At 67.7% G+C, this 18,757-nt stretch carries 15 protein-coding genes; 7 read left to right on the top strand and 8 right to left on the bottom strand.

Annotated features, from left to right (window positions below):
- Window positions 1-86 precede the first annotated feature (86 nt).
- The 3 genes from KA712_02850 to KA712_02840 all read left to right on the top strand — a co-directional run bounded on the left by KA712_02850 (window position 87) and on the right by KA712_02840 (window position 2,939).
- Window positions 87-1,433, top strand: a complete 1,347-nt coding sequence (locus KA712_02850) for a sigma-54 dependent transcriptional regulator (GenBank protein MCG5051875.1) — start codon at window positions 87-89, stop codon at window positions 1,431-1,433.
- Window positions 1,434-1,666: 233 nt separating this feature from the next.
- Window positions 1,667-2,584: an RNA polymerase sigma factor FliA gene (gene fliA / locus KA712_02845; GenBank protein ID MCG5051874.1), complete on the top strand. Its 918-nt coding sequence runs from the start codon at window positions 1,667-1,669 to the stop codon at window positions 2,582-2,584.
- 142 nt (window positions 2,585-2,726) lie between these two features.
- Window positions 2,727-2,939: a flagellar biosynthesis anti-sigma factor FlgM gene (locus KA712_02840; GenBank protein ID MCG5051873.1), complete on the top strand. Its 213-nt coding sequence runs from the start codon at window positions 2,727-2,729 to the stop codon at window positions 2,937-2,939.
- Between the two features lie 28 nt (window positions 2,940-2,967).
- On the opposite strand, the gene KA712_02835 is transcribed toward KA712_02840, so the two are convergent.
- From KA712_02835 to KA712_02815, 5 genes are all read right to left on the bottom strand, one after another.
- The gene (locus KA712_02835) at window positions 2,968-3,594 is read right to left on the bottom strand and encodes a hypothetical protein (protein MCG5051872.1); all 627 of its coding nucleotides are present in this window, start codon (window positions 3,592-3,594) and stop codon (window positions 2,968-2,970) included.
- A 17-nt stretch (window positions 3,595-3,611) separates the two neighbouring features.
- Window positions 3,612-4,835, bottom strand: coding sequence for a sensor domain-containing diguanylate cyclase (locus KA712_02830; GenBank protein ID MCG5051871.1), 1,224 nt, complete (start codon window positions 4,833-4,835; stop codon window positions 3,612-3,614).
- Window positions 4,836-4,888: 53 nt separating this feature from the next.
- The gene (locus KA712_02825; GenBank protein ID MCG5051870.1) at window positions 4,889-6,013 is read right to left on the bottom strand and encodes a P1 family peptidase; all 1,125 of its coding nucleotides are present in this window, start codon (window positions 6,011-6,013) and stop codon (window positions 4,889-4,891) included.
- Window positions 6,010-8,151: an ATP-grasp domain-containing protein gene (locus tag KA712_02820; GenBank protein MCG5051869.1), complete on the bottom strand. Its 2,142-nt coding sequence runs from the start codon at window positions 8,149-8,151 to the stop codon at window positions 6,010-6,012. The genes KA712_02825 and KA712_02820 overlap by 4 nt, the downstream gene beginning before the upstream one ends.
- 87 nt (window positions 8,152-8,238) lie before the next feature.
- Window positions 8,239-10,002 (bottom strand): response regulator, encoded by a 1,764-nt coding sequence (locus tag KA712_02815; protein MCG5051868.1) that lies wholly within the window; start codon window positions 10,000-10,002, stop codon window positions 8,239-8,241.
- Between the two features lie 219 nt (window positions 10,003-10,221).
- Between KA712_02815 and KA712_02810 the strand changes: the two genes are divergently transcribed.
- The gene (locus KA712_02810; protein ID MCG5051867.1) at window positions 10,222-11,055 is read left to right on the top strand and encodes a hypothetical protein; all 834 of its coding nucleotides are present in this window, start codon (window positions 10,222-10,224) and stop codon (window positions 11,053-11,055) included.
- 3 nt (window positions 11,056-11,058) lie between these two features.
- Here KA712_02810 and KA712_02805 read toward each other — a convergent pair whose 3' ends face one another.
- Window positions 11,059-12,069: an alkaline phosphatase gene (locus KA712_02805; GenBank protein MCG5051866.1), complete on the bottom strand. Its 1,011-nt coding sequence runs from the start codon at window positions 12,067-12,069 to the stop codon at window positions 11,059-11,061.
- A gap of 253 nt (window positions 12,070-12,322) precedes the next feature.
- Here KA712_02805 and KA712_02800 point away from each other — a divergent pair, with 253 nt between their 5' ends.
- The 3 genes from KA712_02800 to KA712_02790 are packed head-to-tail and all read left to right on the top strand — an operon-like array spanning window position 12,323 to window position 16,541.
- Window positions 12,323-13,714 carry a PQQ-binding-like beta-propeller repeat protein gene (locus tag KA712_02800; GenBank protein ID MCG5051865.1) on the top strand — a complete coding sequence of 464 codons (1,392 nt, stop codon included), beginning with the start codon at window positions 12,323-12,325 and terminating at the stop codon, window positions 13,712-13,714.
- Window positions 13,711-15,933, top strand: a complete 2,223-nt coding sequence (gene rnr, locus KA712_02795; GenBank protein ID MCG5051864.1) for a ribonuclease R — start codon at window positions 13,711-13,713, stop codon at window positions 15,931-15,933. The genes KA712_02800 and rnr overlap by 4 nt, the downstream gene beginning before the upstream one ends.
- A gap of 2 nt (window positions 15,934-15,935) precedes the next feature.
- Complete coding sequence (locus KA712_02790; GenBank protein ID MCG5051863.1) at window positions 15,936-16,541, top strand: SCP2 sterol-binding domain-containing protein; 606 nt, start codon at window positions 15,936-15,938, stop codon at window positions 16,539-16,541.
- Between the two features lie 13 nt (window positions 16,542-16,554).
- Here KA712_02790 and KA712_02785 read toward each other — a convergent pair whose 3' ends face one another.
- Both KA712_02785 and KA712_02780 read right to left on the bottom strand, forming a co-directional pair.
- Window positions 16,555-17,061 (bottom strand): hypothetical protein, encoded by a 507-nt coding sequence (locus KA712_02785; protein ID MCG5051862.1) that lies wholly within the window; start codon window positions 17,059-17,061, stop codon window positions 16,555-16,557.
- A gap of 174 nt (window positions 17,062-17,235) precedes the next feature.
- Window positions 17,236-18,717 carry a PAS domain-containing sensor histidine kinase gene (locus KA712_02780; GenBank protein MCG5051861.1) on the bottom strand — a complete coding sequence of 494 codons (1,482 nt, stop codon included), beginning with the start codon at window positions 18,715-18,717 and terminating at the stop codon, window positions 17,236-17,238.
- Between the last annotated feature and the right edge of the window lie 40 nt (window positions 18,718-18,757).

The raw sequence follows: 18,757 nt of genomic DNA, 5'->3' as shown, positions 1-18,757 counted from the left end.
GGATGGTTTCACACGGCAGGACAGTCCCGAAACCAAGCCCGCACGCTTCAGACCGGTAGGCGATCCGCCGATTCAAACGTAAGCCAATGGGCAAAAAGATCCTGGTCGTCGACGACGAATCCACAGCACGGCAGAGGCTGTGCGCACTGCTCGGCGAGCAGGGTTACGTGCCCGTTCCGGCGGCCAGCGGACTCGAGGCCCTTACCCGCCTGCACGACGAGGATTTCGACCTGTGTCTCACCGACCTCGACCTGCGCGGCACGAACGGGTTTTCGGTGCTCGAGGCGGCACGACGACGCCACCCCAGCGTGCCCGTCATCGTCATGACAGCCCAGGGCCGCATACGCGACGCCATTGCCGCGCTACGCGCCGGCGCACTCGACTTCGTGGCCAAGCCCGTCAGTGCCGTCGCCCTGGATACGGCTGTGCGCCGGCTTCTGGACAGCGCCCTGCCCTCCAACGGCTGGCGCCCCACCCAGGGCGCCGCCCTCATCGGGGAGCACCCGGCCGTACGCCTCGTGCTCGAGCGGGTGGAGCAAGTGGCCGACACAGACGCCAGCGTGCTCATTCGCGGTGAGACGGGCACGGGCAAAGAAGTGGTGGCCCGCCTCGTTCATGCGGCCAGCGAGCGCCGCACGGGGCCCTTCGTGGCGGTGAACATGGCGGCCATCCCGGACCCCCTGGCCGAGTCCGAGCTTCTGGGGCATACCCGGGGGGCCTTCACCGGGGCCGAGCGCAGCCGCCCCGGCAAGATCGTAGCCGCCGAGGCGGGAACGCTGTTTCTCGACGAGATCGGCGATATGTCGAAGGCGCTGCAGTCGAAACTCTTGCGGGTGCTGCAAGAGCGCGAGGTCCAGCCGCTCGGGGCCACGGAGCCTGTGCGGGTCAACGTGCGCATCATCGCCGCCACGCACCGGAACCTCGAACAGATGGTGAGGGACGACGAATTTCGCGAGGACCTGTTCTATCGGCTGGACGTCATCCCCATCGAGCTGCCCCCTCTGCGTGACCGGCCGGAGGACATTCCTCTTTTGGTCGAGCACTTCCGGATCGAGATGAACGCCCGCCACGGGCGCAGCGTTCCTGGATTCACGGCCGATGCGCTCGACCGCCTGCGAAGCTACGACTGGCCCGGGAACGTGCGGCAGCTGGCCAACGTGGTCGAACGCCTCATCATCGTGGCGGGGGATCGTGCGGTGGCCCTCGACGACTTACCCCCCAATCTGCGCACCAGCGTGCTCGACCTGGCCAACACGCCCCTCGATCTGCCCCCGTCGGGCGTGGACTTGCGGCTGTTGCTTTCCCAGCTCGAGGATCGCTTGATTGGCCAAGCGCTCAAGCGCACGGGAGGAAACAAAAACCGAGCCGCCGAGTTGCTGGGCCTCAACCGCACGACGTTGGTGGAAAAGCTCCGCCGTCGCAACGTGGCCTGAGCGCTTTCATCGGCCCCATAAAACCACCTGAATTCCTCACATTCCCTGGTATCGCACCCGCCGAGAGCCAGGCAGTGTCAGCCAAACCAACGCCGTCAACCAGGTGACGGGCCGAGGCGATGGAGATCGTCATCGGGATGACGGTTTCGGGCCGATCGACACCGCGACGAAGAGGCAAGTGCTGGAATTCTCGTCGACAGATTCGTGGCACGAGCCATGCAATTCGCCCGGCCATGGCCATCGTCAAGACTCGCAAGCCGCCTGTCAGCAAAGCCCCCAGCGTCAAGACACCCATCGCCTCCGAAGCCCGCAAGTCTGCCAGCAAAGCCCCCGCGCAAACGACGGCGGCCAAGACGATGGCCAAAACGACGGCCAAGGCGCCCACCGCCCCGAACAGCAAGGCGCTCGCCAACCGGAAAAAGCCGAAGCGCGCGTCCGCCGCCGAAGCGATGGCGGAAAAGCGCCGCCAGTACGCCGCTCAGTTCTTTCCCTACATCGAAAAGGTGGCCCGTCGCCTGGCCCGTCGCCTTCCCGCCCATGTCGAGATCGACGACCTCATCTCCTCGGGTGTGATTGGTCTCATGGAAGCCGCCGAGCGCTTCGATCCCAACCGCGTGGACCGCTTCGAGGCCTTTGCCGAGTTCCGCATCCGCGGCGCCATGCTCGACGACCTGCGCTCGCGTGACACCCTCTCGCGCGACATGCGCCGCCTTTCGAACGAGCTGCGCGAAGCCACCCGCAAGCTGGAATCGCAGCTGGGGCGCACCCCCGATCAGGAAGAGCTGGCCGCCACGCTCGGCGTGGAAGTGGACGAGCTCTACGCCCGCCAGCAAAAGCTCTCCGGCTCCTCGGTGGTGGGTATCGACGACGCCGGCCCCGACTTTCTCGAGCGCACCTGCGACGAAACCTCTCCCGACCCCTTCGAGATCACGTCCCACCGGGAAACGCTGGGCCGCTTGGTGGAGGGCATTGGCCGCCTGCCAGACAAGATGCAGCAGGTCCTTTCGCTCTACTACATCGAGAACCTGAATCTGAAGGAGATCGGGACGGTGCTGGGCGTGACCGAAAGCCGGGTGTGCCAAATCCATGGAGAGGCCACCCGCCGCCTGCGCGAGACCCTGACCGACCTGTCGGCAGAGGCAGCCGCCTAGGCCCCCGTCCAGGCCCCGCGACCCGCCCTCGCGCCCGCGCGCGGAGGGCTTCGGCCGTTTCAAACCGCTGATAAGGCTCGGGTTTTCAAAATGTCGTCTTTTTTTCTCAAGCGTTTCCGATTTGGCACCGATGTTGGTGTGTATGAAGGGCACAGGTAGGCTCACAACCAGGCGGGCGCCGGCGGGAAACAAGGCGGACTTTCTGGCAACCCAGTCGGGCGAGGACGTCGCCCGCGCTGCGCGGGTCGAGGACCTGCGACGGATGGTGGCTTCGGGCCGCTACCGGGTGGAACCGGATCGGCTCGCCGAACGCATCTTGCGGCGCGCGCTGGCACGCAAGCCCCGCGAGGACTGAAGCTTCGGCGCACGCGGCGCCGGCCGGCTCAGGGCGTGGCCGGCGCGGGCAAAGGTGTGGCGAGCAGCAAGGCCTGCTCGATGGGACGAAGTCCAGGCAGAAACGCAACCAGCGCTTCTTCTGGTCCTGGGACTCCCACCACATACCCGAGCGCGGTCCCCGCCCGGTCGGTGACGACCACCCGCTCCCCCTCGACGTGCGCAGCCGCCTTGAGGTCGCCTCCGGGACCATGCAGTGTCGCGGAGGCTCCGTCCCGGCGAATGCGGCCCTGGGGAAAGCCATCGGCATCACCCACCCGCAGGTGATCGTCTCGCCGTTCCAGCGTGAACTTCACCCTGCCGTCCTCCGTCATCACGAGCGCGCGGGTCTCGCTTCGCCGCAGGCTCACGCGCGCGCCCTCGAGCGACGCCGTTCCTGCGCCGCCTGCCAGGCGCTGCACCGACCCGGCCGTCTCCGCGTCCGCGTACCACGCCAGGCGCTCGTCGCCGTGATCTTCGCCTCGCCGCGCGACCTGCAGCCGTAGCTGGCCGTCAGGGCCTCGCACTTCGGCAAGCACCCGCTCGGCGGGAGCGGGAGTGGCCGACTGCTTACACGCGGTGAAGACGACGAGCCCTCCCACGAGGAGGGTGAACGAACGACGAGGCAAAAACGGCATGAGCCTCGTGTTTAGCGTCAGTCTTCCGCCTCGGCCACCTCCACGCGGTTTCGCCCCGCCGCCTTCGCCCTGTACATCGCGGCGTCGGCCAAGCGCAAGAGCACGTTTTCCCGGCGACGCTTGCTTCCCCCGGGGCCCAAATGCTCCTGGTACGAAGCCACACCGATCGAGCACTGGACCGAAGGCAGGCGTTGACCCGGGCCGTCGGGCTCGGTCTCCGTGTCGAAGAGGGTCAGCTCGCGGATGCTACGGCGGAGCTCCTCTGCCGCGCGGCAGGCCTGGCCAAGATCGCTGCCCGGGAGCAGCACGACGAACTCGTCGCCACCGTAGCGGGCCAGCACCGAAGCGGCAGGAACGTGCTCGGACAACACGCGGGCCACCTCTCGCAAGGTCCAGCTGCCCGCGAGGTGGCCGAAGCGATCGTTGATGGTCTTGAAGTTGTCGAGATCGACAAAGAGCACCGACAGTTCCGACCCGTCTCGATCACAGCGCGCGATCTCGTCCTGCAAGCGCACGTGGAAGTAGCGACTGTTGAACAGCCCCGTCAGGTGATCCAGGCGCGAGAGGGCCCGCGCCCGAATCGCATCCAGCGCGTTTTGGATCGACGAGGACATGTATCCGGCAAAGATGCGCAAAAGCTCGCTGTCCCGCGCCGTGTAGGGCCCGCCTGAACGCCGGTTGATGAGCGTGAGCACGCCGCAGATCGACTCGCCCACGATGACCGGCACACCAATGATCGACTCGACGGCGGCACGGCGGGCGCCTCGCGGGGGGCACAGCGACGTCACGGGATCGTCGTAGCCGAGGTGCGCGACCCTGCGCGCGCTTCCTGAGCGATAGACCTCGCCCACGAAGCCCCGATCACTCGGGATGCGGCGCCCAAGGCGCTCGGTGGACGCCGGGCCATAGACCGCGATGAAGGTGAGACGAGGCGTCCGTACCCCCGCCAGCTTGGCCCGGGGATCATCGAGCAGAATGCCTCCCGACTCGGAGGGCACGAAGTCGTTCGCCCGCTCGAGGATCTCGCGAAGCGCCCCGTCGAGGCGAATGTCCCAGCGCTCCCAGTCGTGGTCACGCCGCGCGCGCACGAAAAAACGGCTGATCTCATCCGAGGACACCGTGAGGATCGGCCCCGGGGGCATGGGGGGATTGGGAACCGACGTATCCTCGATGCGAAGCACCTGAGGAACGGCGCCTTCTTCACTTTCCTCGGGGCCACCCGGCCAGCTTCCGCGACTCACGACGTTTTCATCGTAATCCAAGTTGCGGGTTTTCGTCAAAGGGTTGTCGCGGGTCAGGGGGGCGGCGTGCCAAGCCCATGGGCACGGAGCATCTCTGCGAGCCGTTCCAGCGGTATGCCCGGGGCCACGTGCCCGGACTGACCTTCCATGTCGCCGGCCATACAGAGCGCGTTCACGATCGCCTCCTCGGTGCACTCGACCACGGCCTCGTAAAGCCCATCACAGGCCGGGTCGAGCAGAACATGCAAGTGAGTCGTCATGCCGGTGCTCTCGCGCGGGACTTTGTTCGCGGTGGAGAACCCCACGATGATCTCCCCCGAACCGTGCGCAGCGAAAGAGCCCGTACGCCCGATGCCGAGCGCGGCGCGCTTGCACAAACGTGAGATCTGAGACGGCAGAAGCGGGGCATCGGTGGCCACCACGCAGATGATGGATCCCGCGTTGCGCACCCGCTTGTTCATCTCGGCGAACTCACGCTCGAGCGTTTCGCCCACCGCCACGCCGGCCACGTGCAACGCCCGCATGACCCCGAAGTTCGATTGCACGAGCACGCCCAACGTGTAGTGCCCCGACTCCGCAGGCACCCGGCGGCTGCTGGTGCCGATGCCTGCCTTGAAATCACACGTGATGAGCCCCGTGCCGGCGCCCACGGCGCCCTCGGGCACGGGGCCGCTCGTGGCCGAGTCGATGGCCTTGTACACGTGCTCCGAGCGTACGTGGCGCCCCACGGCGTCGTTCAGCCAGGAGTCGTCACACTCACCCACGAGCGGGATGATCACGTCGTGCTCGGTGCCGATCCCGGGGTAACGTTTGGTCATCCACTTGACCGTGGCGTCCGAGACCTTGCCCACGGACATCGTGTTCGTGAGGAGGATCGGCGTTTCGAGCAGCCCCCACTCCACCACCTGAGTGAGGCCCGAAACCTCGCCGGCCCCGTTGAGCACGAAGGCGCCCGCCAGCACGCGTTCATCGAAGATCGGCGCGGGGGGCACGATGGCGGTGACGCCTGTGCGTACCGGCCCCTTGCCCACCACCAGCGGCCCCTGCCCCGAGATGATCGTGCTGTGGCCCACGCGCACGCCCGGCACGTCGGTGATCGCGTTGCCAGGCCCGGGAGGCAGGCGCCCGATGCCGAACCCCAGCTCGCGAAAGCGGCACCGTCCTGCCGCCCTCGTCATTCGTGGGGCTCCGGCCGGGAGGCGACGGACATCCCTGACGCGGGCGTCACGACGGGAGGCATCCGCAGCGGCTTTTCGGAAGCCCGAGGCTCGGTGGGTTCGTGACTTTGAGGCCGGCGCCGCTGGCGCATCCGCTTGAGGCCGCCAGCCAAGATCTCGCCGATGAGCTCCCGGTAGTCGATGCCTGCGGCCGCAGCGATGAGGCACAGGTCTGAATAGCCCGGTGTCAGCCCTGGCAGAGGGTTGATCTCGATGACGAAGACCTCACCCTTGGGCGTCATGCGCAGATCCACCCGGGCCACATCGCGACAGTCGAGCGCCATGAACGTCTCCCGGGCCGTTTTCTCGATGGCCTTGAGTTCGCCCGAAGACAGCTTTGCAGGACACTCGTAGGCCACGTACCGCTCCCAGTCCTGCTTGATCTGAAAATCGTAGACGGGCCGTTTGTTGCTAGCGTCCTTGAAGATGATTTCCATGGGGGGCAACACCCGGGGGCGACGCTCTCCGAGCAGCCCCACCGTGAACTCGCGCCCCGAGATATATTCCTCGATGAGCGCAGGCTGCCGGTAGCGGTCGATGATCTCCCGCACCACGGCGCGCAGCTTGGCCTCGTCGTCGACCACGGAGGCCGAGGCGCTCACGCCCTTCGACGAGCCCTCTTGGTTGGGCTTGACGATGAGGGGAAAGCGCAACCGCGGCGAAAGGCGCTCGCGACCGGTCTCCATGACCTGGAACTCGGCGGTCTTGATGCCGTGTTGGCGCAGCACTTTTTTCGACAGGGCTTTGTCGAGGGCGATGGACAACGTGGCCGCATCTGAGCCCGTGTAGGGCAGGCCCATCAGCTCGCACAGGGCAGGCACCGCGGCCTCTCGGTTTCGGCCCGCCATGCCTTCGGCGATGTTGAACACGAGATCGACGCCTGCCTCGGCCAGCGTGGGCGGCAGCTCGGCGTTGGCTTCGAGCATGACCACGTCGTGGCCGTGGCTCTCGAGCGCGCCCCGAATCGCGTCGATCGTCTCGGGCGCGTCGTACTCGGCTTCCTGGTCGTTGCCGCCCTTCGTATCGACACGCTTGACGTTGAACGTGAAGCCCACGCGCAGGCGGTCTCGGGCCTTGCTTTTTTTGCCGACGGCGGGCGCGTCAAGCCCGCGTCGCCGAAGCGCGCTGGCCGCGATCGCCACCACGGTCGCATCGTAGGACAACCCCAGGCGGGCCGTAGCGGCAAAGGTGGCAGACCCGCGGCCGAGGTTCGGAACACCGTTGGCCTCGAGAAAGTAAAGGCGACCGTCTTCGGCCACGCGGAAGTCGATGCGCCCCACGTCCCGGAGGCCCAGCACCTGCACCACCCGACGCGAGAGCGCCGTCAGCCGCGCCAGGACGTCCCGCGGCAACTCGGCCGGACAGCGAAACTTCACCCGCCCGGGCTCCCGAATCTTCAAGCGGAAGTCGTAGAGGTTGTGACGGCTCCGGGCGCCGGCATCGACGACGAGGTCCACGGGCTCGAGCACACCGTCAGGTTCGCCTTCCAGTCCCTCGATGAAAGGCACGGTCACGTCGACCCCGGGCACGAACTCTTCCACGAGCACGCCCGTGGGGTAGTTCTTGAGAACCCGCGGCAGCAACTCCGCGAGCCCCTTTTCGTCCGTGGCCACCGTATCATCGCCTATGCCCTTCGACGACCCTTCGTAGTTCGGCTTGACGATCACCGGGAACGCGAGCCGCGGCCCCCCGCCCGTTTTGAGGCGGCGGTAGGAGTCAGCGGTAACCAGCCGGGCACGCGGGGTGTCGATGCCTTCGGCGGCCACAGCCAGCTTCGTCAGCCACTTGTCGAGTGTGAGCGTCAAGACGTAGGCATCGGAGCCGGTAAACGGAAGCCCCAGTTCCTCAAAGAGCGCGGGGTAGAACGCCTCGCGCACCCGCCCCCGGCGGCCCTCGGCGGTGTTGAACACCAAGTCGGGCCCGAAGGACTCGAGCCGCCCGACCAGGTCGGGGGTCGTGCACGCCACATCGATTCTCTCGACGTCGTGCCCCGCAGACGTGAGCGCCGCCGAGATGGCGTCTACGGTCTCTCGGGTGTCGAACTCGGCTTCGTCCTCGGAATCCGACAGACGCAGGTTATACGTAAACGCGATCTTCAACGGCGCTCATCCCTCCGCCACAGTGATCGTGGCGCCGCGAGCTTAGCCGAGCGTCCCCGTTCGCGACACGAGGGAAATGCGGAGATATCAGCCGAGCAAGATGCCGCGGCTCCGCAGCGCGCCCGCCACCTTGTCTTCGAGCGCCTTCATGTCCTCCGTGGGACGCACCAGGTAGGCGTCTGCACCCACCTCGAACGCCTCCTGGATGGACTCGTACGAAGGATAGGCGGTGTAGAGCACCGACGCGCAATGAGGCAAGAGCTGTTGCGCCTGCTCGATGACCCGCTTACCTGTCATGCCCGGTAGGTTCCGGTCCGCCAGGACAACATCGAAGCGCTCCTGCTCGAGCCTGAGGAGCGCCTCGGTTCCGTTGGCCACGGCGACCACCTCGTACGTGCGCCCCAAGAACTCGGCCAGCGGCTGCCGCCGGACTTCTTGCTCTTCCACCAACAAAACCCGCGGTTTCGAGGCCGTGAGCTCCGGGAGCGGCACCCGCGACATCTGCTCGTCGCGCCGGCATAACGCGCGGCGGATGCGCTGCCGCAACAACTCGACGTCCTTGATGGGCTTTTCGATGTAGTCGAGCGCACCGGTCTCCATGGCTTCGACGGCCGAGTCGTAGGACGAATACCCCGTGATGAGCACCACGGCAGGCTCGGGCGTCAGCGTGCGGGCGAAGCGCAACACGTCGAGCCCCGACGCCCCGGTGAGGTTTTTGTCCGTCAGAACGAGGTCGAACACCTTCTGTTTGAGAAGCGCGATCGCCTCCTCGGCCGAAGCCGCCGTGGTCACGTTGTATCCCCCTCGACGAAGCGCTTCGCGAAGAACCGTCAACACGACCACTTCGTCGTCCACGACCAAGACTTCGTGTCCGCTCGGCACGAAGGGGCTGCCGCGCGATGTGACGTCGGCGATCATCCGCGCACCGAGGTCACGTGAAGGTACGGGCGCCTGGCCCCGGTGCTCGAGGAGCCCAAAGCGGGCGAGCCCTTCGATCAAACGACGGCCCGCGGCTTCGGCTTGCCGACGCGCCCCCACCAGCTTGAGGGCACGCGGCAGATCCTCACCGCGTGCACGCACGACGTAGGCGCGCGCGCCCCCGTAAATGGCCGCGAGGACACGCGCGGGCTCGGGTGCGGCGTCCACGAGGATCACCGCCGCCCCCGCTGCCCGGGTGCGCGCTTCGGCAAGCCGCGCCTCGATGCCATCGGACGCGTGGGCCGCAACCACCACCACGTCGGGGGTCGTCTCCGCAGGGCCGCCTCCCACGGCCTGAACCAGGTCCGGATCTCCCAGCACCCACACCCGCATCGCAGGGGCGGCGTCGTCGATGAGCGGCTCGAGGGCCGCCAACATGGCGGGTTCGTGGCGCTCGAGAATACCGCGATGCCGTGCCAGCAGCCCGCGCAGCAGGATGCCGCGGGAGCGCGCCCGCCGCAGCGAGATCAACCAGCGCACGTGGGCGCGCAGCAGGGCCTCGTTTTCGGGCAAGGGCCGTGGCAACGCGGCGGCCAGCCCTCGGGCGAACGCTTCACTCACCCGCTCGGGCGCCGGCTCCATGAGAAACGCGAGGTCCGCCTTGGCGCCCAGCTCGCGGAGGGCCTCGAGCGGGTCCACGTCCAGCGCCTCGCGTTCGGGGTCGAGCACCGCGAAATCGAACGGCTGCTCACCAAGCAGGGCGAGCGCCTGACCCAGCGAGTCGGCAGTTTCGATCTGCCCCTCGAGCTGCATCGTCGCCGCGAGCCGCGCCGCCTCGGCGCCCACCCTGGCGTGCAAGACGAAACGCTCCTGCCCCGAGCGAACCGCTCGGCCCAGGGCCCCGAAGAGCTCGGCAGCAGGCGCTTCAGACATGCCTTGAAATTGTAAGTCGAAAAGTGGCAGCTTTCCCGAAATTCCCCCACATCCCGCCGAATTCCTCGGGGCCCAGGGGGCCCCTTCGGCCGGGGCCACGCCGGCGTGCTTGAGATTCGCCTGCCGCGCGGTATGAATTTGAGGTGGAGCGGCCGCGTCCATCCGACAGGACCGCACCGGTCCGACGGCAGTCTCTTTGCGTCTCGGAGGAAGAAGAACATGCGGAATTCTCGCAGGTCGGGCGGCGCACCGCGCCCCGTAGGTACGGCCGGCATCGTGGGCTTGTGGCTTCTAGGCGCCTCGTTTCCCGCGGCGGCCTGGGCGCAGGAGCCGGGACCGCCGCCGGCCGAAGGCACACCCCAGCCCGGGACCGTTGCCCCTCCCCCCCAAGCGGAAGCAGCCCCCCCCGCCGGGCAGGCCGAGCCGGCGCCACCCGAAAGCGGGTCCGACCCCCGTGCCCTTCCTCCCCCCCCGCCCCGTGGATACCAGCAGGGCGGCGCCCCGCAGGCGCAGGGGTCGCCCTACGGGTACGGCTACCAGCCCAGCTACGGCGCACAGGGGCAAAGCTACATGCCACCGCCGCTGCCTCGAGGGGTCTTCCGTCCTTTTTCGTTCGGCGTGGGGGCCGGCCCTGGCGTGCTCAGCCTGCGCGGCGACAACAGCCAGACCGAAAGAGGCATCAGCTACATGGTCCGCTTCGGCTTCGGCGTCGAGCCCAACCTCAGCGTCACAGTGGCCTTCGAGGGAGCCGCTGCAACGAGCAATGGCACCCTGGCTTCGCAGGACGCGCTGCTGCTCGGGGTTCAGTACTTCGTGTCGCAGGTGCTCTACCTGCGCGGCGGTGTGGGCATCGCGAACGAAACGGAACGAGACCCGGATACCGACGTGGTGTTCGTCGACCAAAACGGCTTTGCGCTCCAGGGAGGCGTAGGTGTGGACCTCATCCAGTCGGCGAGCGTCTCGCTCGGCCTCGAGGCCAGCGCGCTTTTGGGCCAGTATCCCGACGAAACGTGGATCGGTGGCGGCCTGAACTTGGTGTTCAGCATTTACTGACAGCTACTGCAGCTGCGTCCGAAACGCCTCCTTGACGGGGCGGCCAATCATTTCGGACGGTGCGGGATGACCCAGTGCCCACAGCGCCGTGGCGGCGGTGTCCACCGTGGAGACTTCGCCCGCGATGCGGTGGCCGGGGCGAACGCCCGCCCCCCAGGCCAGCCAGGGGATGAGCCGGTCTTCCTTGCGGGCGCCCGAGTGGTTGTGGCCGAAGCCGCCGTGATCCGACGAAACGAGAACGAGCGTTCGGGACGCCAACGGAGACGCAGCGATCGCATCGATGAGGGTGGCGAGGCAGCCGTCGGAGTTCGCAACGGCGCGTTTCTGCCCCTCTGACATCCAGCCATCTTTGTGCCCCAGGCTGTCGGGATCGGAGAAGTGAACGAACTGAACCTGCGGTTCGTGATCGATGAAGTACTGCGTGGCCGCGTCCACCACCTTGCGACACAAGTAGCCCGGCCGGGCGAAGACGTCGACCACCCCGGGGCGCACCACGTGCGCCAGCTTCCACTTGCCCACGAAGGCCGCCGCGCCCTTGCCGGACCCCGCGGCCGCTTCGAGCACGGTGGGCACCTTGATGAAGCCGCGCTCGGGCCGCCACGCGTTCCAAAAGATGCCGTGGTCGTGCTCGTCGAAGCCCGACAGCATCGCCGCGTGAGACGGCAGGGTCGAGGCGTGGCGGAGGGTCATCGCCCGCAAGGAATACGCCCCCTCGGTCATGAGCCGGTGGTGAACCGGGGCGAGTTCGGGCGTGAGCAGGTCGGGACGCATGCCGTCCTCGCTGACAATGATCACGTGCTGGGCGATGGTGGGGCTCTCGACCGGGCGGGTGTCGCGCCCGGTCGGCGGCGCGCCAAGTGGCCCCTCCAGCGCTTCGCCGGCAGGCCCTTGCCCGTGCCGCCGCACGTGCCCGTGCGCCGGTGCGGCTGCGCGCAGTGAGGGCCCGCGCGCGCGCTTGCAGGCCGGAAGCGTCGACGCCATCAGCAAACTCAGGGCCAAGACGGCGACGCGCATCGCAACACTTTACGCCTGAATGCCCCTGCCGGCCAAGGTCTCGGCGCCAGCCGGTCTGGCAAAACGCGCCTCGAAGGTTGCGCACTTGCGCGTTATCTCCCACCATACCAGCGGCGAGTCAGGGAACTTTTGGAAGCGCCAGGCTCTTCCCGACCCCGCAAACGGCTCTCGGTTCCTGCCGAGGGTCCGAGGGCGAAACCCGGTTCACCCGCCCCTCGCCACGGCACCGGCTGAGCGAGCTTTGCCAAATCTCATGTCCTTCATAGCCGCAGCGTTACCCCCGAGTCCCCCCGGGGGCGGCGGCGGGCGTCGCGTTCGCGCAGAGCGGAGACACCGGGTGGCGCCCACCCTGCTCTGGGGCACGTTGGGGCTTGCGGCGTGCGTGACCCGGCCTCCCGCGGCCATCCCTCCCTGCGGGTCCGATCGCGACTGCAAGCTCGAGCGGATCTGCGAACGGGGCATCTGCGTGTGGCCTGCGCCCCTTGCTGCGCGGGCACCTGCAACGCCCACTCTCCGCCCCGACGCCGGCCTCGGCGATGCGGGCGCGAGCGCCTTTGGCCCTGCGCTCGGGGGCGGCTTCACGATGTTTCGTCAGGAGCCCCTGCACCGGGGCCGCAGCCCGCACGTGCTGCCTGAAGAGGCGCCCTCGATAGCCTGGACCTACAGGACTTCGGCCCCCGTCACGTCGTCACCGGCGCTCGCCACCGACGGTACGGTGGTGTTCGGGGGCCACGATGGAAAGATTCACGTGGTGGATCCCTCGGGCCAGGGACGCTTCACTTTGCAAACGGGCGACCTCATCTTCGGCTCACCCGCCGTGGATGAGCGCGGGGACATCCTGCTCGGCTCGGGAGATGACCACCTTTACAAGGTGGACCTCGAGCGGCGCGTTCTCGCCTGGCGCTTGAAGCTGGGCACCTGCAAGGCCACGCGCGGGGTGGGCCCCGAGGCGAGCCGCTGCGACGTGGACGGAGGCCCTACGGTGGGACCCGACGGCACGCTTTACGTCGGCGGAGATGGCCTGTTCGCCATTGCCCCCGAGGGCCGCATCCGTTGGCACTTTGCCACCCCCAGAAGGGTGCCCACGGCCCCCACCCTGCACCCGGCGGGCCTGGTCCTCGTGGGCGGCCAGGACGACACCCTCTACGCGCTTTCGCCCGAGGGCAAAAAACTCTGGGATTTTCGGGCCGGTGATGACATCGAATCCACCCCCGCCGTCGGCGATGACGGCACGATTTACTTCGGCGCGGACGATCAAAAGATCTATGCGCTCACGCCTGAGGGCGCTCTGCTCTGGGCGTTCTCGACCGGCGACGACGTGCGGGCCTCGCCCGCGATCGGCCGCAATGGTCACATTCTGGTGGGCTCGTTCGACGGGCTCTTTTACGCATTGACCCCCGAGGGAACCCTGGCCTGGAGCTTCCGGGCTGGCGATCGGATCGTCTCGTCTGCGCTCGTCGATGCGCGCGGCGCGATCCTGTTCGGATCGCAAGACGATCGCCTTTACGCTCTCGAGGGGGATGGAACACTGAGATGGTCGGTGGCGCTGGGCGGAGACATCGACAGCTCGCCCACCCTGGGACCGGAAGGAACGATTTACGTGGGTAGTGATGATGGAAACTTGTACGCGCTGAGGGCCCCATGAGACCCACACGCTCTCGCACGCAGGCGCCAACCGAAAAGCTGCAGGTCGGCCGCATCAAAGTGCACCCGGACGGCTTTGGCTTCGTAACCCCCGAGGACGGCTCGGAAGAGATCTTCGTGGGTGGCCGCAACCGCGGCAACGCCATGGATGGCGACACGGTCGAGGTGTCCTGGTGGGTGGGCCCGCGGGGCCTCGAAGGCGAGATTCACGAAATCGTCAACCGGGGCCGCTCGAAGGTCACCGGCACCCTCGTGCAAAAGGGGCGCAAGGTGCACCTGGTGCCCGACGACCCGCGGCTCGGCTTCGCCCTCGATCTTCTGGGAGAGCTCGACGGTGCCCGCGTGGGCCAGGCGGTGGTGGCGAAGATCGTGTCTTATCCCCACCATGCCGACGAGGCCATCGGGGTCGAGGTGCTCAAAGCCCTGGGCGATCCCGACGACCCGCGCACCGAAGTGGAAAAGATCCTGGCGAACGCCGGCATCGAAGACACGTTCCCCGGACCGGTGGACGCCGAGGCTCAGGCTTTGCCCTCCGTGGTCACGGAAGCCGACCGCCGGGATCGCGCGGACCTACGGAACCTTCCGTTCGTCACGATCGATCCCGAGACCGCGCGTGACTTCGACGACGCCGTCTGCGTGGAACGGCGCTCGACGGGGTATCGTTTGTGGGTGGCCGTGGCGGACGTCTCGCATTACGTCCGCGAGGGGCGCCCCCTCGACGGCGAGGCGCGCCTGCGTGGCTGCAGCGTTTACCTTCCGAACCGGGCCATCCCCATGCTGCCCGAGGCGCTGTCGTCGCACATGTGCTCGCTGGTGCCCGAGGAAGACCGGCTGGCCATGGTGGCGTGCATCGACCTCGACCGGCACGGCGTGCCCGTCGAGGCAGACTTCTCTGCCGCCGTCATTCATTCGCGCGCGCGCTTCGATTATCCCGGTGTGGCGGCGGCGCTCGGCGGCGACGTGCGGGGCAAGCGCAAGAAGTACGAACCCTTCCTTCCGGCGCTCGAACTCATGGACGAGCTCGCCTCGAAGCTGCGCGAGCGGCGCTTCGAGCGGGGCGCTCTCGACCTGGACCTGCCACAGGCCGTCGTGGAACTGGACGAAGACGATCCGCGCCGCGTCCGCAACGTGCGGCAGTCCCGCAAGGACCCCGGCGAGCGCGGCGCGTACGCCATGATCGAAGAGTTCATGTTGGCCGCCAACGAAGCCGTGGCCCGCAGCTTCACGGAGCGGGACGAGGACACGCTGTGGCGGGTTCACGATGCCCCCGACGTGGAACGGCTCGAAACCTTCGCCACGTTGGCCGAAGGGTACGGCATCGAGGTCGATCTCGACGAGACCCGCACCCCCATCGGGCTGGCGCGGGTTTTGGCTGAGCTCAAAGGACATCCAGCGGAAAAGGCGCTTTCGTTCCAGCTTCTGCGCTCGCTCAAGCAAGCATCCTACGACGTCGCGAACATCGGCCACTTCGGTCTGGCGGCAGGCGATTACGTCCACTTCACCTCACCCATCCGGCGCTACCCCGACGTGGTCGTTCATCGGCTGCTCAAGCGCAGGCTGGCCACTTTGGGCAAGCCGGCGGGCGGGTTCCCTTCCCTGGCCGCCCACCCGCCCCTGCCCACGCCCGAGGAGCTGACCGCCATCGCGGTGCAGGCCTCGTTGACCGAACGCAAGGCCATGGAGGTCGAGCGCGAATCCGTGGACGTGTACCGCACCTTCTTCATGCGAGACCGGCTTGGCGACGCCTTCGACGGCACCGTTTCTGCCGTGACGACGTTCGGGTTCTTCGTCACCATCGCCGAGCCCTTCATCGAAGGGTTGGTGCGCATCGAGGACCTGCCGAACGACGAGTACGCGTTCGATGAACGCACCTTGCGCCTTTCGGGCGCCTACAGCGGCAAGAGCATCGTGCTGGGTGATGCCGTACGGGTGGAGGTGCTGAACGTCAGCGTCCCGCGCCGCAAGATCGACTTGCGCCTGGCCGGCGAGGTCGTTCACCCCGAAGGCGGGCGCAGGCCGGAACGCACGCGCAGCCGCGCAGAGAAAAAACGGGAAGCGGCGAAGCACGACAAGAACGCCCGCGCGAAGAGTGGACGCGGCGGTCAGTCCCGCGGCGCGCGGACGGGCGCGGGCGAAGCCCGCAAAGGCGAGCGCCCCGCGCGAGCCGCCAAAAAGGCGAAGGGACGCGGCGCAAGCAAGCGCTCACGGGGGAGAAGATAATCATGGTGGCCGAGCGCCCCGAGGCCGCGCTGTCCGTGCGTGAGGTGCTCGAGGAGTGGCTTCCGCAGAGCTTTGCGGCGCGCGGCCGGCCCATGCCACCCGATTGTCCCCGCCTGCGCGTGACGGTACGCGGGGCCACTCTCGTCGATCGGGTCTTCGCCGCCTCCGAATACGAGCTGGACATCCTCGACGACACGGAAGACGCCGACTTCTGGGTGCGCCTGTCCGAAGCCGATTTCAAGGCCTTGCTGCATGGCGATCCGGATCTGCCCGTACTGCTGCCGCCCGAACGAGACCTCATCGACCTCATGGTCGTGGATGCCGCCGAGCTCGAGCGCTTCAAGGCGATCGAAGGGCGGCTGGCGGTGGAGATCACCGGGCGGAGGCGAAGGCGTTTTTGTCTGGACGTCGCTTTCGGCCCGGCGGGCTTTCGGGCCGGCAGGCCCAAGAGCACCGTGCGGCTCGACGGAGCCGCGGTGGAAGACGTTCTGGCAGGCAAAAAGGCGCCACTTCAGGCCCTGCTGGAAGGCAAGATCCGCGTGGAGGGAGATCGGGCGCTGGCCATGCAAGCCCTGATGCTGGTGGTCTCGCAGACCGCCCGTCGGTGAGCATGCCGTTCGGTCAGTCCTGCTCGGGCAGGGCGGCGTCCCCGCCCGACGCCTCTCCGCCTGCGTCCCAGTTCCCGCTGTCTCGCGCCCCATCGAAGGGCGTCGCATCGCTCGCGGCGTCGCTCGTCGAGAGCACGAAGGTGATGGTGTGCATGTGCCCGAGCTCCGAGGACGTGGGGCGCGTGACGGTCTGACCGACGTTGAGCGCCTCGAGATCCACCCGGCGCAGCTGTACGAGATGCGTGTGGCGGTTCTCGACCGTGGTTTCGAGGATCACCCCCGCTGCGGGCGGAGCCTGCACGTCGCTCAGCCAAACGAGCAGCGTATGCAGGTGCCCATCCGCGAGGGAACTGTCATAGGCAAGCAGGCGAAGAGTCCGCCGCTCTCCCCCGCCGTCGGCGCAGGCAGAGAGCCCCGTCGCAGCCAACGGTGCGCACAGGGCCCCACGGGCGCCTTGGGACAGAAATGTTCGCCGTTGTCGCTGATCAACCTTCACCCGTCGCTTCTCACTTGGTGCCATCGCCGCCTCCTTGATCCATCGCCCACGTCGCAGGTGGGGCCTTCGTCCGCCTGAACGCCCCAGCCATGACAAAGCAAGCAGCGGACCACGCCGGGCGACAGCCGTTCCCCGGCACATGCCCCCCGGCTCGTCACACGAGCCCCACGCCGCCTTCGGTCAAGGCACCCGCGCGTATCAGCCGAGACCACCCTCGCGCGGCGCGCGAGGGCTACGAGGCAAGCGCAAGGTGAACGTGGTGCCCTGCCCCGCCTCGGACCGGGCCTCGAGCGTGCCCCCGTGGCGACTCACCACCTCGCGGGAAATGAACAAACCCAGCCCCAGCCCCCGCCGGCCCGCCTGGAGGCTTCCGCGAAACGGCGCGAAGAGCTCCCGCACCACCTCGGGGGGGATCTGCCCCGCGTTCCACACCCGCAGGGTGACACCCTCCGCCTCCAGGCCCTCTAGCCACACCTGCGGCGCCGGATCGGGCTCGCCATGATGAGCCGCGTTCGCCAGGAGATTCGAGAACACCTGGGCCAGCCGGTCGCCATCCCAGTGTCCTTCGAGATTGCCGCGGGCGCTCACCTCGAAACGCACGTGGCCGTGTGCGCTCTGGACCTCGTCCACGATCTGCCTCACGAGCGGCTCGAGCGCGAGCGTGGTGGGCCTTATCTGTAAGCCGGATCCGAGGCGGATGCGCGTGAAGTCGAGGAGCTGGTCGATCATCTCCGCCATACGGCTGGCGCTCGCTTCGATCCGCGAGGCCGTACGCCGGTGTTTTTCTTCTTCGAGTTGCCGTCGGAGAAGCTGTGCGCCCGTCTTGATGGCGCTGAGGGGGTTACGCAGATCGTGGCCCAGCATGCCCACGAACACCTGGGCGAAGTGTGTGGCCCGCTCGGCGTCCGCACGGGCCTCCTGAGCACGCACGAGCGCCCCCTGCAGGTCCTGCACGTTGGTGGCCGTGCCGTACCAACGCACCACCCTGCCGGATGTGTCGCGGGCCGCGTGAGCCCTGCTGACATGCCACTCGTAGGCGCCGGATGCGCGCTTGAGGCGGTGGATCATTTCGTAGACGCCGGCCCCACTTTCGTTGGCGGCCTTCCACGCTTCGACCGTGGCCTCGCGATCATCGGGATGAACCACCGCGCCCCACTTCCATTGCCCCTCTTCGTCTTGTCTGAGGCCTTCGTACTCCTCCCGGCGGCCGTTGTAGTAATCCACCGACCCGTCCGGCAAGGCCGTCCATACGAGCTGTGGCATGGCATCGGCAAGCGAAGCAAACCGCTCGTCCTCGGAGGGCGCGCGCGGAACTCCCTCGGGCGAGGGCCGCAGCACGACGACCACCGCTTCGGGCACGCGGATGAACTCCATCGCAAAAGAACCGGGCAAGGGCGCCAAGGACCCCTCGAAGACGACGTGGGTCTTCTGCCCTGTCTCGAACGCCTTGACCGCCGCACGAAAGGCAGCGGCCCCGCTGCCGGGAAACCAGTCGAGCACGCTCCGATCGCCGCCTTCGAGGACGTGGGGCAAAAGGGCCCTCGCCCGTGGGTTCGCGTGCAGGCACGAGCCCACCAGGTCGAGAACGAACGCCGGTGCGGCCATCGCGTCGAGCAAGGTGGTTGCCGCGATCCCCGCGCATGTCTTCGGGGAACCGGCCAGCGGGACCGAGGAGATCACGGGGGCCAAGTCTGACGCGCAGGATTTGCGCAGTCAAACG

It is taken from the genome of Myxococcales bacterium, from assembly GCA_022184915.1.
In the GTDB taxonomy this organism is placed as follows: domain Bacteria; phylum Myxococcota_A; class Polyangia; order Fen-1088; family Fen-1088; genus JAGTJU01.
Note: the sequence above shows the minus strand (reverse complement) of the source record. Positions and strands in the feature narration are given on the sequence as shown.

What these genes read in the sequence shown, in the direction of transcription:
- KA712_02850 (MCG5051875.1), top strand. Translation starts at nt 87, where the DNA reads ATGGGCAAAAAGATCCTGGTCGTCGACGACGAATCCACAGCACGGCAG.
- fliA (MCG5051874.1), top strand. Translation starts at nt 1,667, where the DNA reads ATGGCCATCGTCAAGACTCGCAAGCCGCCTGTCAGCAAAGCCCCCAGC.
- KA712_02840 (MCG5051873.1), top strand. Translation starts at nt 2,727, where the DNA reads ATGAAGGGCACAGGTAGGCTCACAACCAGGCGGGCGCCGGCGGGAAAC.
- KA712_02835 (MCG5051872.1), bottom strand. Translation starts at nt 3,594, where the DNA reads ATGCCGTTTTTGCCTCGTCGTTCGTTCACCCTCCTCGTGGGAGGGCTC.
- KA712_02825 (MCG5051870.1), bottom strand. Translation starts at nt 6,013, where the DNA reads ATGACGAGGGCGGCAGGACGGTGCCGCTTTCGCGAGCTGGGGTTCGGC.
- KA712_02815 (MCG5051868.1), bottom strand. Translation starts at nt 10,002, where the DNA reads ATGTCTGAAGCGCCTGCTGCCGAGCTCTTCGGGGCCCTGGGCCGAGCG.
- KA712_02810 (MCG5051867.1), top strand. Translation starts at nt 10,222, where the DNA reads ATGCGGAATTCTCGCAGGTCGGGCGGCGCACCGCGCCCCGTAGGTACG.
- KA712_02805 (MCG5051866.1), bottom strand. Translation starts at nt 12,069, where the DNA reads ATGCGCGTCGCCGTCTTGGCCCTGAGTTTGCTGATGGCGTCGACGCTT.
- KA712_02800 (MCG5051865.1), top strand. Translation starts at nt 12,323, where the DNA reads ATGTCCTTCATAGCCGCAGCGTTACCCCCGAGTCCCCCCGGGGGCGGC.
- rnr (MCG5051864.1), top strand. Translation starts at nt 13,711, where the DNA reads ATGAGACCCACACGCTCTCGCACGCAGGCGCCAACCGAAAAGCTGCAG.
- KA712_02790 (MCG5051863.1), top strand. Translation starts at nt 15,936, where the DNA reads ATGGTGGCCGAGCGCCCCGAGGCCGCGCTGTCCGTGCGTGAGGTGCTC.
- KA712_02785 (MCG5051862.1), bottom strand. Translation starts at nt 17,061, where the DNA reads ATGGCACCAAGTGAGAAGCGACGGGTGAAGGTTGATCAGCGACAACGG.